Source organism: Halopseudomonas xiamenensis (genome assembly GCF_014219065.1).
Classification (GTDB): Bacteria; Pseudomonadota; Gammaproteobacteria; order Pseudomonadales; family Pseudomonadaceae; genus Halopseudomonas; species Halopseudomonas xiamenensis.
In genome coordinates, this window is sequence record NZ_JACLGO010000008.1 from 159,482 (window position 1) to 171,039 (window position 11,558).

Annotated in this window: 12 protein-coding genes and 4 tRNA genes; 14 read left to right on the top strand and 2 right to left on the bottom strand. The window is 62.3% G+C overall.

What is annotated here, in order from left to right; genetic code table 11:
- Window positions 1–2 precede the first annotated feature (2 nt).
- Entirely contained in the window at window positions 3–617 is a 615-nt protein-coding gene (bamD, locus tag H6X51_RS07705; RefSeq protein WP_185266950.1) for an outer membrane protein assembly factor BamD, read from the top strand.
- A 388-nt stretch (window positions 618–1,005) separates the two neighbouring features.
- Here the strand turns inward: bamD and rdgC are convergent, their stop codons facing one another.
- Window positions 1,006–1,923, bottom strand: coding sequence for a recombination-associated protein RdgC (gene rdgC, locus H6X51_RS07710; protein WP_185266951.1), 918 nt, complete (start codon window positions 1,921–1,923; stop codon window positions 1,006–1,008).
- 189 nt (window positions 1,924–2,112) lie between these two features.
- On the opposite strand from rdgC, the gene H6X51_RS07715 reads away from it, so the two are divergent.
- The 4 genes from H6X51_RS07715 to H6X51_RS07730 all read left to right on the top strand — a co-directional run bounded on the left by H6X51_RS07715 (window position 2,113) and on the right by H6X51_RS07730 (window position 2,840).
- Window positions 2,113–2,188: transfer RNA gene (locus tag H6X51_RS07715), tRNA-Val, on the top strand.
- Window positions 2,189–2,201: 13 nt separating this feature from the next.
- A tRNA-Asp gene (locus H6X51_RS07720) sits at window positions 2,202–2,278 on the top strand.
- A gap of 396 nt (window positions 2,279–2,674) precedes the next feature.
- Window positions 2,675–2,750, top strand: a tRNA-Val gene (locus H6X51_RS07725).
- Window positions 2,751–2,763: 13 nt separating this feature from the next.
- Window positions 2,764–2,840 (top strand) — tRNA-Asp (locus tag H6X51_RS07730).
- A gap of 59 nt (window positions 2,841–2,899) precedes the next feature.
- On the opposite strand, the gene H6X51_RS20320 is transcribed toward H6X51_RS07730, so the two are convergent.
- Window positions 2,900–3,829, bottom strand: a complete 930-nt coding sequence (locus H6X51_RS20320) for a lysine exporter LysO family protein (protein WP_185266952.1) — start codon at window positions 3,827–3,829, stop codon at window positions 2,900–2,902.
- Window positions 3,830–3,972: 143 nt separating this feature from the next.
- Here H6X51_RS20320 and H6X51_RS07740 point away from each other — a divergent pair, with 143 nt between their 5' ends.
- The 9 genes from H6X51_RS07740 (at window position 3,973) to flhB (ending at window position 11,286) form a co-directional block, all read left to right on the top strand.
- The gene (locus H6X51_RS07740; protein WP_185266953.1) at window positions 3,973–5,598 is read left to right on the top strand and encodes an FMN-binding glutamate synthase family protein; all 1,626 of its coding nucleotides are present in this window, start codon (window positions 3,973–3,975) and stop codon (window positions 5,596–5,598) included.
- Between the two features lie 165 nt (window positions 5,599–5,763).
- Window positions 5,764–6,273, top strand: a complete 510-nt coding sequence (locus H6X51_RS07745; protein WP_185266954.1) for a flagellar basal body-associated FliL family protein — start codon at window positions 5,764–5,766, stop codon at window positions 6,271–6,273.
- 10 nt (window positions 6,274–6,283) lie between these two features.
- The gene (fliM, locus tag H6X51_RS07750) at window positions 6,284–7,255 is read left to right on the top strand and encodes a flagellar motor switch protein FliM (protein WP_185266955.1); all 972 of its coding nucleotides are present in this window, start codon (window positions 6,284–6,286) and stop codon (window positions 7,253–7,255) included.
- A gap of 54 nt (window positions 7,256–7,309) precedes the next feature.
- Entirely contained in the window at window positions 7,310–7,777 is a 468-nt protein-coding gene (gene fliN / locus H6X51_RS07755) for a flagellar motor switch protein FliN (protein WP_185266956.1), read from the top strand.
- 1 nt (window position 7,778) lies between these two features.
- Window positions 7,779–8,201 carry a flagellar biosynthetic protein FliO gene (gene fliO, locus H6X51_RS07760; RefSeq protein WP_185266957.1) on the top strand — a complete coding sequence of 141 codons (423 nt, stop codon included), beginning with the start codon at window positions 7,779–7,781 and terminating at the stop codon, window positions 8,199–8,201.
- Complete coding sequence (fliP, locus tag H6X51_RS07765; protein ID WP_185266958.1) at window positions 8,198–8,950, top strand: flagellar type III secretion system pore protein FliP; 753 nt, start codon at window positions 8,198–8,200, stop codon at window positions 8,948–8,950. Before fliO ends, fliP begins: the two co-directional genes overlap by 4 nt.
- Window positions 8,951–9,107: 157 nt before the next feature.
- On the top strand, window positions 9,108–9,377 hold the full coding sequence (gene fliQ / locus H6X51_RS07770; RefSeq protein ID WP_185266959.1) for a flagellar biosynthesis protein FliQ: 270 nt from the start codon (window positions 9,108–9,110) through the stop codon (window positions 9,375–9,377).
- Window positions 9,377–10,153, top strand: coding sequence for a flagellar biosynthetic protein FliR (fliR, locus tag H6X51_RS07775; RefSeq protein WP_185266960.1), 777 nt, complete (start codon window positions 9,377–9,379; stop codon window positions 10,151–10,153). The genes fliQ and fliR overlap by 1 nt, the downstream gene beginning before the upstream one ends.
- The gene (gene flhB, locus H6X51_RS07780) at window positions 10,153–11,286 is read left to right on the top strand and encodes a flagellar biosynthesis protein FlhB (RefSeq protein WP_185266961.1); all 1,134 of its coding nucleotides are present in this window, start codon (window positions 10,153–10,155) and stop codon (window positions 11,284–11,286) included. The genes fliR and flhB overlap by 1 nt, the downstream gene beginning before the upstream one ends.
- Window positions 11,287–11,558: the final 272 nt, after the last annotated feature.

The following is an 11,558-nucleotide window of genomic DNA, read 5'->3' on the forward strand; positions in this document are numbered from 1 at the left end:
TGATGCGTTCATGTGTATTGCTGCTGTTGTTGGCGGGACTGACGGGGTGCGCCGGCATGGCTTCGCAGCAGGGCAATGAAGCCGGTCTGGCCGACGCCCGGGCCAAGATCAGCCTGGGCCGCTGCGATGACGGCCTGGTGGCGGACCTGCGTCGCCACAAGGCACCGGAACTGGAGCAGCAGGCGGCCTACGTATGTCTGCAGCAAGGGGAGATCGTTGCGGTGGAAACCCTGTTGCAGGACTACACCAAGCGGCATGTGGACCCGCCCTATCCGGATTACTCGGCCTATCTGCTGGCGTTGGCCCAATACGGCCGCTTCGAGTTGACCGCCGAGGACGATGCCATGCGCCTGCAGGAAGGACGCAAGGTGCATGCGCGTTTTGCCGAGTTCGTGCGTCGTTATCCCGAATCGGAGTACCGCAGTGAAGTGGCCCCGCATCTGTATGAGCTGTTGCAGGACATGGCCGTTACCGAATACCGCCTGGCCATGCAGGCAATCGAGGCGGGGGACCTGCAGACCGGGGAAGCACGCATGCGTTATATCGCCCGACATTATGCGCATACCGAGTCGGGGCGTAACGCCAACCAGTGGCTGGATCGGCTGACCGAGCAGTAAGCCTCCGGCACTGCGCCGTCGCCACTCCCGGCGGCGGCATCACCTGTAAACGCCTGCCGCCACCGACCTGGAAATCAGCTCCGCGTCAACAGCTGAACAGCCTTTGATGAGTGGTATTTTTCCCCAGGATTGAGACATTGGCGCTTGACATTGTGCACAGCACGAAAAACTTCCTGAACCTTCTGCAACAAAACCGTCGTAAGTCTCTGAAAAATCAATGCGACTTTGTAAGTCGTTGATTTTGCTGATAAATTATTTGGTCATATTTTGAGCATTCTGACTGGCGGCCACGTATTACTTGCCACGGAACGAGTTTTAGGCAGGCTATCCACAGAGTTTTCCACAGCTTTTGTGGATAGCTTGCCCCAATCTCGGGGAGACCGCCCGGTCACACTCCCTGGGGAATGTCTTCGCCGCCGAGGGCGCTGGTCAGGGCCGGCAACAGTTCCGACAGGGTACGCGACATGATGATGAAGCTGGCGTCCAGCTGACCGGCCATGTCGTCACCGCCCTGGTCGTCGGCCTCGTCACGCAGCAGCTCTTCGAAGCGCAGGCGCTTGACCGCCAACTTGTCATCCAGGGTGAAGGACAGCTTGTCATGCCAGTGCAGGGCCAGTTGGCTGACCTGTTTGCCCACTGTCAGGTGTTGCTGGATCTCGTCGCTGGACAGGTCCTGGCGCTTGCAGCGGATCACCCCGCCATCCTCACCGGTATCGCGCAGCTCGCATTCATCGGAAATGATCAGGCCCTCGGGCGCCTGGCCGGTCTTGACCCAGTCGGTCATGCAGGCGGCGGGGGCGATCTTCACGTTCATCGGGCGCACCGGCAGGCTGCCGGTGCCTTCACGCAGCAGGCTGAGCAAGTCCTCGGCGCGCTTGGCGCTGGAGGTGTCCACGGCGATCCAGCCTTCACGTGGCGCGATGCAGGCGAGGGTGGTCTGGGTACGGGTGAAGGCACGGGGCAGCAGGGACATGACGATCTCGTCCTTGAGCGTATCCTTCTCCTTCTTGTAGACCTTGCGCGCATCCCGGGCTTCGATCTCCTCGACCTTCTCGGCCAGGGCATCCTTCACCACACTGCCGGGCAGGATGCGTTCTTCCTTGCGCAGCGCGACCAGCCAGTAACCCTCGGCTACCTGCAGCAGGTTTTCCGAATGGCGACCGAAGGGGGTGGTCCAGCCCAGGGTATGGGTTTCCTGGCTGGCGCAGGGGCGGGCGGGGCGCTGTTCCAGCGCAGCCAGCAACTCGGCTTCGGTGAAGGGTACATCCTGGCTGAAACGGTAGAGCAATAGATTACGGAACCACATGGGCAATCCTTGTGACTATGGATAAATGGAAGGGTTGGAAAGGGCGGGCATTATTGCGCGCGACAACGGTTTCAGCCAGTCCTGCCCGATGATTGCATAACATATTGAAAAAGAGTGGGATTTTTTTCACAAAAGGTATTGCCAGAAGGCCAAAACCTGCCTAGAATGCGCCCCACTTCGAGAGCAAATGGGTGATTAGCTCAGCTGGGAGAGCATCTGCCTTACAAGCAGAGGGTCGGCGGTTCGATCCCGTCATCACCCACCACTCGAAGTAATGCGCAGCGGTAGTTCAGTTGGTTAGAATACCGGCCTGTCACGCCGGGGGTCGCGGGTTCGAGTCCCGTCCGCTGCGCCATATACAAAGCCCTCGCATCAAGAGATGTGGGGGCTTTTTTCGTTGGGCCATCGCACTCGCCGCCCACTCCTGAGCTGACCTGAAGCAATGTGGGATGGCTCTCTACCTCGTCATCCTTCGTGCTTCTACCCATCATCCTTCGCGCTTCTACCCCGTCATCCTTCGCGCGGGCGAAGGATCCAGGGTGCCGGCTGACCTGGAGTGTCCTATGGATCCTTCGCCTACGCGAAGGATGACGAAGTTTGGGGAGGCATGCGGTGATTGAGCTTGTCTACGCTATTGCCTTGCGTCCCCGGCTGTCATTGCGAGCCTCGAAGAGGCGTGGCAATCCATCAAGCTCAATGACTGTTGCCAGATCGCTAAAAGCTCATTAGAATGCGCGCTCGCTTCGAGACAGGGTGATTAGCTCAGCTGGGAGAGCATCTGCCTTACAAGCAGAGGGTCGGCGGTTCGATCCCGTCATCACCCACCACTCGAAGTAATGCGCAGCGGTAGTTCAGTTGGTTAGAATACCGGCCTGTCACGCCGGGGGTCGCGGGTTCGAGTCCCGTCCGCTGCGCCATATACAAAGCCCTTGCATCGAGAGATGCAGGGGCTTTTTTCGTTTGTGGAGCAGTCCTGTTACCTCGCGAAGCTGAGAAAGAACAACATGAAAAACGGCGCCGCTATGGTCAGGATCAGGCCGCTGATGATGGCCATCGGGACATATTCGTAGTCGCAGGCCTTGCGTACGAAGGGCAGGGTGGTGTCCATGGCGGTGGCGCCACAGACGCCGACGCTGCTGCTGGCGAAGTTGCGACCGCAGGTGAACACCACCATCAGGCCGATCAGTTCGCGCATCAGGTCATTGAGCAGGGCGACGCTGCCGTAGATGTCGCCAAGCTGCTGTCCGGCCAGTGCCCCTGACAGGCTGAACCAGCCGAAGCCGCTGCTCAGCGCCAGGGAAACCGCCAGGCGCTCGCCGGTGATGAAGCTCAGCAGCACCCCGGCCAGCAAGGAGCCGAGGATCACCCGCAGCGGGATCTGCAGGACCCGTGGCGCCAACCAGGAGCGGCTGATGGCGACCTGGGCCAGGTCCAGGCCGATCAGCAGCAGCAATGCATACAGCCACCAGGAAATGTTCAGCAGCACCGCGCCGACCGTGTGTTCATGCCAATGCAGACGGTAGGCGAACGCGCCGAGCATGACCAGGCCGAAGGCGATCAGACATTCCTTGAGCGGATACCACAGGCTGCGCCAGCCGCCGCTGTCCTCCGCTGCCGTGGCGCTGCGGCGATTCAGCGGCAGGATGCAGATGAACACCACTGCGCTGATGGTAACGGCATAGAGGGCCGCCTGCTGCAATACCTGGATGCCGGAGGCGAAGCTGCTGAAGGCCTCGCCGGACTCCAGGCCGATGACGAACAGTATGACCCAGACCACCGGGGTAATGCCGCGAATCAGCGGGCGACTCAGCGCTTTGGGCAGGCGTTTGCCCAGCAGGTAGCCCGCCAGCAGGTATAGCAGGATGGGCAGGATGGTGGTGAAGATATTGGCGAGTTGGGCAAACACGGAAAACCTGATGCGCAAGGCCTGACGGCTGTCTGGTGTTACGGACGCAACACTATAGCGCCGGGCAGGGCTGGCGGGAAGTTCGGGCTGCAACATGCAAGCTGTTAGACTTGGTCCTTGTCTGGATTGCCGTGGGGGCCGGAATGAAGCTGTCGTTGTTCAATCGTTACACCTTTTTCGTGCTGTGTGTGCTGGTCACTCTGGTGACGCTGCCGCTGGTGGTTCGTTTCGGCTGGCTGTGGCCGCTGCTGCTGGTGGCCGCGGCGCTGAGCCTGCTCGGCATCTACGACCTGCTGCAGACTCGGCACGCGGTGCGGCGCAATTACCCGATCCTCGGCAACGTGCGCTACCTGGTGGAGAGCATCCGCCCGGAAATCCGCCAGTACCTGATCGAGAGTGACAACGAGCAGTTGCCGTTCTCGCGCACCCAGCGCTCGCTGGTGTACGCCCGGGCCAAGAGCCAGACCTCGGATCGACCGTTCGGTACCTTGAAGGACGTGAACCAGACCGGCTACGAGTTCATCAGTCATTCCATGCTGCCGGTGGTGCCGGGCAATCCCGATGAATTCAGGGTACAGATCGGTGGGCCGCAGTGCCGCCAGCCGTATTCGGCATCGATCTTCAATATCTCGGCGATGAGCTTCGGCTCGCTCAGCGCCAACGCCATCCTGGCCCTGAACAAGGGCGCGCAGCTGGGCAACTTCGCCCACGATACCGGCGAGGGCAGCATCAGCCCCTACCATCTGCAGCACGGCGGCGATCTGATCTGGGAGCTGGGCAGTGGCTATTTCGGTTGCCGTGACGACAACGGCGCCTTCGATCCGCAGCGCTTCGCCGAGCAGGCCCGCCGGCCGCAGGTGAAGATGATCGAACTCAAGCTGAGCCAGGGCGCCAAGCCGGGGCATGGCGGGATTCTGCCGCGGCACAAGATCACTGCCGAGATCGCTGCGACCCGGGGCATCCCGCGGGACCGTGACTGCGTTTCCCCGGCGCGGCACGCGACCTTTTCCACGCCGATCGAGCTGTTGCAGTTCCTCCAGCGGCTGCGCGAACTGTCGGAGGGCAAGCCGGTCGGCTTCAAGCTGTGCCTGGGGCATCCCTGGGAGTTCATGGCGATCGCCAAGGCCATGCTGGAAACCGACATCCTTCCGGACTTCATCGTGGTCGACGGCAAGGAGGGCGGTACCGGGGCTGCGCCGTTGGAGTTCTCCAACCATATCGGCGTGCCGCTGCGCGAGGCGGTGATGTTCGTGCACAACACCCTGGTGGGGGTTGGCCTGCGCGAGCACATCCGCATCGGTGCCAGTGGCAAGCTGATCAGTGCCTTCGATATTGCCTCGGTACTGGCGATCGGTGCTGACTGGGCCAATTCCGCGCGCGGCTTCATGTTCGCCATCGGTTGCATCCAGTCGATGTCCTGCCATACCAATCAATGCCCGACCGGCGTCGCCACCCAGGACCCGCGGCGCCAGCGCGCGCTGGTGGTCTCGGACAAGGCGCAGCGGGTCTACAACTTCCATCGCAGCACCATGCATGCGCTGTCGGAGATGCTGGCGGCGGCGGGGCTGTCGCACCCGGCGCAACTGGAGCCGCGCTTTCTGGTGCATCGCCTGTCGGCCAACGAGATCAAGCTGTATTCGCAGATGCATGTGTTCCTCGCGCCGGGAGCATTGCTCGGTGGTGAAGTCGAGGGCGATTTCTACAAGCGCATGTGGTCGATGGCGCGGGCCGACAGTTTCGAGCCGGCAACGCCAATGGCAGCCAGCTGATTTTTGCGCTTCGGGAGGCGTTGAAGTTAAGACATTTTGCGCTCTTGGCTTTATCCTGAGCGGGCATTTTCGATCGGCAGGGGTTGGCACGTCCGCCCCTGGCACGATCAATGCAGATAATTCATGTAAACGGGCTCGACCCGGTATTGGCGACGGAATCTTGTCATGGCGAAAAATCAGGCAGGGGCTCAGGACGGGGCTCCGCAGGCGACAGCAGCGGGTAATCGCAAGCTCATCATCTTGATCTGCGTCGGTTTACTGGCGCTGCTGCTGTCCGCTGGCGGGCTGACCTATGCATTGTTGTCGAGCCGTGACAGCGGTGGCGCCGCGCCGGTCGTGCAGGAGCCAGCCAGGCTGCCGGCACTGTACCAGCCGCTGGAGCCGGCATTCACCGTCAACTATGCTCACGGCGGCAGGCAGCGCTACATGCAGGTCAATGTGGTGCTGATGGGGCGTGATCCCCAGGCGATGGCGGCGGCAGCCGAGCATCTGCCGCTGATTCGCAATCAGCTGGTGATGCTGTTCAGCAGCGTGGATTTCGACCAGTTGATGACCACGGAAGGCAAGGAGGCGCTGCGCGAGCAGTCTACCCTTGCGGTGCAGACGCTGATGGAACAGGAACTCGGCAAGCCGACCATCGAGTCGGTCCTCTTTACCAACCTGGTTCTGCAATAGGAAAACAATCATGGCCGTTCAGGATCTGCTGTCCCAGGATGAAATCGACGCGCTGCTGCATGGCGTGGACGAAGGCGTCATTGATAGTGAGCATGACAGCGAGCCGGGCTCGGTCAAGAGCTACGACCTGACCAGCCAGGATCGTATCGTACGTGGGCGCATGCCGACGCTGGAGATGATCAACGAGCGTTTCGCCCGCTACACCCGCATCAGCATGTTCAACCTGCTGCGCCGCTCGGCGGATGTGTCGGTCGGCGGCGTGCAGGTGATGAAATTCGGTGAGTACGTACATACCCTGTACGTACCGACCAGTCTCAACCTGGTGAAGATGAAGCCGCTGCGCGGCACCGCGCTGTTCATCCTGGACGCGCGGCTGGTGTTCAAGCTGGTCGACAACTTCTTCGGTGGTGATGGCCGGCATGCCAAGATCGAGGGGCGCGAGTTTACGCCCACCGAGCTGCGCGTGGTACGCATGGTGCTGGAGCAGGCCTTCGCCGACCTGCGCGAGGCCTGGCAGGCGGTCAAGGACGTGCAGTTCGAATACGTCAACTCCGAGGTCAACCCGGCCCTGGCGAATATCGTCAGCCCCAGCGAGGTGGTGGTGGTGTCCACCTTCCACATCGAGCTGGATGGCGGTGGCGGCGAGATGCACGTGACGTTCCCGTATTCGATGATCGAACCGCTGCGCGAAGTGCTGGACTCGGGCGTGCAGTCGGATGTGGACGAGCATGACGAGCGCTGGGTGCGTGCCCTGCGCGAGGAAATCACCGCTGCCAAGGTGCCGCTGAGCGCTACTGTGGTGCGCCGCGAGCTCAAGCTGCGCGACCTGCTGAGTATGCAGGCCGGCGACGTGATCCCGGTGGAAATGCCCGAGCACATGGTGATGTGCGCCAACGGCGTACCCACATTCAAGGCCCGGCTCGGCTCGGTCAAGGGTAATCTGGCATTGCAGATACTGGGGCCGGTCACGCGTCCGCGTTGAGGCTCCGCAACCGCGATATATTCGTACCACAGGTATAAATGAGGATCAGGCAAGATGGCTGAGGACAAAAAGGACGAGATCAGTCCGGAAGAGCAGGCGCTGGCCGACGAGTGGGCCGCGGCGCTGGATGAGGCGGGCAACGCCAGTCAGGATGACATCGATGCCATGCTGGCGGGCAACGACACTTCCCGGCCGCTGCCGATGGAAGAGTTCAACGCGCCGGAGCGGCAGTTGGGCGGTGATCTGTTCGGGGGTGCCGATGGTCCGAACCTGGATGTGATCCTGGATATTCCGGTGACCATTTCCATGGAAGTGGGTAATACCGACATCACCATCCGCAACCTGCTGCAGCTCAACCAGGGCTCGGTGGTGGAACTCGACCGCCTGGCCGGCGAGCCGCTGGATGTGAAGGTCAACGGCACGCTGATCGCCCACGGCGAGGTGGTGGTGGTCAACGAGAAATTCGGTATCCGCCTGACCGATGTGATCAGCCAGTCCGAACGCATCAAGAAGTTGAGCTGACATGCGGTCGTTGCGCTCGCTGTTTCCGGCCGCGCTGCTGGGGCTATCGCTGCCCCTGGCCGCGGCGCCGGCCGAGGGTGGTTCCGGTGGCGATCTGATCGGTCAGCTGGCCCAGCTGGGGCTGGGGTTGATCGTCGTCGTCGGGCTGATCTTCCTGCTCGGTTATCTGATGCGCCGGGTCGGACCGCTGGCGCCACAGGGCGGCCAGCATATCCGGGTGATCAGCAGCTATCCGCTGGGGCCGCGTGATCGCCTGGCGCTGGTCGATGTCGCTGGGCAACAGCTGCTGCTGGGCATTTCGCCGGGCCGCATCACCACCCTGCATGTATTCGATGAGCCGGTGGCCGGCGTCGAGGGCGAGGCCGCCACTGGCGATTTCGCCCGCAAGCTGCAGGCCATGCTCAAGCGGGAGAACAAGCCATGATGCGCTGGAGCCTGTTGCTGCTGGGCCTGCTGGCGCCTATGGCCCTGGCTCAGACGGCGGCTGACCCGCTGAGCCTGCCGGCCATTACCCTGAGTACCGACGCCGAGGGCCAGCAGACCTACTCGGTCAGCCTGCAGATACTGCTGCTGATGAGTGCGCTGACCTTCATCCCGGCGTTCGTCATGATGATGACCAGCTTCACCCGCATCATCATCGTGTTCGCCATCCTGCGCCAGGCGCTGGGCCTGCAGTCGACGCCGTCGAGCCAGATCCTGGTCGGTCTGGCGCTGTTCCTGACGCTGTTCGTCATGGCCCCGGTGTTCGAGCGCATCAACGAGAATGCCCTGCAGCCCTATCTGAACGAGCAACTGGCGCCGCAGCAGGCGCTGGAGCAGGCCAGCGTGCCGCTGCGCGAGTTCATGCTGGCGCAGACCCGTGAAACCGACCTGGAACTGTTCGTGCGGCTGGCCCAGCGCACTGACCTGGCCGGCCCGGACGAGGTGCCGTTCCATATCCTGGTGCCGGCGTTCGTCACCTCCGAGTTGAAGACCGCATTCCAGATCGGCTTCATGATCTTCATTCCGTTCCTGGTGATCGACCTGGTGGTGGCCAGTGTGTTGATGGCGATGGGGATGATGATGCTGTCGCCGCTGATCATTTCGCTGCCGTTCAAGATCATGCTGTTCGTGCTGGTGGATGGCTGGGCGCTGATCATCGGCACCCTGGCCGCCAGTTTTGCCGTGACATAGGCAGAGCGATGATAGTCTGCATCCGGCAAACCTCGTCATTGCGAGCCTCGAAGAGGCGCGGCAATCCAACTGACGTCTGGCACCAGGCCCATGGATTGCCACGTCGCTTCGCTCCTCGCAATGACGAGGTGGTGGTTCCATTTTCAGGAGGTTGCCGATGACCCCCGAAGTCGCTGTCGATCTGTTTCGCCAGGCGCTGTGGCTGACCACGGTGATGGTGGCGGTGATCGTAGTGCCGAGCCTGCTGGTCGGCCTGCTGGTGGCGGTGTTTCAGGCTGCCACCCAGATCAACGAGCAGACCCTGAGCTTCCTGCCGCGCCTGCTGTTCACCTTCATGACCATGATTGCCCTCGGTCCCTGGCTGGTGCGGCAACTGATCGAGTTCACCGACCAGCTGTACCGCAGCATTCCCGGGCTGATCGGCTGATGATCGAGCTGGCCGGCAGCGACATCGGCCGCTGGGTGGCCGGCTACCTGTGGGTGCTGTTCCGTATTGGCGCACTGCTGATGACCATGCCGGTGATCGGCACCCAGCTGCTGCCGATGCGCATCCGCCTGTACCTGGCGTTGGCGCTGACCTTTCTGGTGGCGCCGCAGATCGCTGAGGTGCCGCAACTCGAGCCGCTGGCGCTGAGTACCTGGGTGGTGATCGCCGAGCAGATCCTGATCGGTGCGGCGATGGGCTTTCTGCTGCAACTGCTGTTCCAGATCCATGTGGTGGCCGGGCAGGTCATCGCGATGCAGATGGGCCTGGGCTTCGCCTCGATGAACGACCCGGCCATGGGCATCTCGGTGGCGGTGGTGGCACAGGTGTTCACCATGCTGGTGACCCTGCTATTCCTGGCGATGAACGGCCATCTGGTGGTGATCGAGGTGCTGGTCGAGAGCTTCACCACCCTGCCGATCGGCCAGACCCTGCAGGCCGTGGACTTCCATACCCTGGTGCTGCGCTTTTCCTGGGTGATGGCCTCGGCGCTGCTGATCGGCCTGCCGGCGATCACCGCGCTGCTGATCGTCAACCTGTCCTTCGGCGTGATGATGCGCGCCGCACCGCAGCTGAACATCTTCTCCATCGGCTTCCCGCTGACCCTGGTGTTCGGTTTGTTCATTCTCTGGGTGCTGCTCAGCAGTACCGCCGGGCAATACCACATGCTGGCTTCCGAAGCGCTGATCTGGCTGCGGGACATGGTGAGGGCGCGCTGATGGCCGAAGATAGCGGTCAAGAACGCACGGAAGACCCCACGGCGAAACGCCAGAAGGAGTCCCGCGAGAAAGGGCAGGTGGCCCGTTCCAAGGAGTTGAATACGCTGGCGGTGGTGATGGTGGCCGCCGTCGGCCTGCTGATGCTGGGTCCGGAGATGGCGCGCAAGCTGATGGACCTGATGGCCTATAACTTCACCCTCGAACGCGAGGTGCTGTACAGCACCGACACCATGGGGCTGCACCTGCTGGCCTCGATACGCCAGGGCTTCGGCGCCCTGGCACCGTTGTTGGCGATGCTGCTGGTCGCCGCCCTGGTTGGCCCGGTGTTGCTTGGCGGCTGGCTGTTCAGTGCCAAGCTGCTGGCCCCCAAGGGCGAGCGGCTGAACCCGCTGGCCGGGCTCAAGCGCATGTTCTCGATCAAGGCGCTGGTCGAGCTGCTCAAGGCGCTGGCCAAGTTCCTGGTGGTGCTGGCCATGGCCCTGGTAGTGCTGCGCATGCGCCAGGACGACCTGCTGGCGCTCGGCAACGAGGCACTGCCGGGGGCGATCTTCCACAGCGGCTGGGTGCTGGGTACCTCGCTGTTGCTGCTGGCCAGTTCACTGATCCTGATCGCCGCGGTGGACGTGCCGTTCCAGATCTGGGACAACAAGCAGAAGACGCGCATGACCAAGCAGGAAGTGCGTGACGAATACAAGGACTCCGAGGGCAAGCCCGAGGTCAAGTCGCGGGTGCGTCAGTTGCAGCGGGAGATGGCCGAGCGGCGGATGATGGGCGAGGTGCCCAAGGCCGACGTGGTGATCACCAACCCGACCCATTATGCGGTGGCCCTGAAGTACGATCCGGTGCACTCCGGGGCGCCGGTGGTGGTGGCCAAGGGGGCGGATTTCCTGGCACAGAAGATCCGCGAGGTCGCCAGCGAACATGATGTGATAGTGCTGGAGTCGCCACCGCTGGCGCGGGCGGTGTTCTACAGCACCGAGCTGGAACAGCCGATCCCGGCCGGCCTGTATCTGGCCGTAGCCCAGGTCTTGGCCTATGTTTACCAGGTGCGGCAGTTCCAGGAGGGCAAGGGCAAGCGCCCCGGACCGATGCCGGAGCCGCCGATTCCGGATGATCTGCGGCGCGATGAGTGACGGCAACGCTCTCGCTCATGGCGCACCGGCTGCCCGGTAAGGGCGGTGGGCATGGAACTGCTGCTTGCCTCTTTCGTCATTGCGAGCCGCTGAGCGGCGTGGCAATCCAGGCAGGTGAGTGGCCTGCGAATCATGGATTGCCGCGCCCTGCGGGCTCAATGAAAGGGACTCCTCCCCTCCCGATGCCTCATTGGGCAGAATTGGTAGTTAGCGAAAAAACCAATAGGAAGGAGGAGGAGGAGTCATGAACAAGCATACGGTGATCAGCCTTG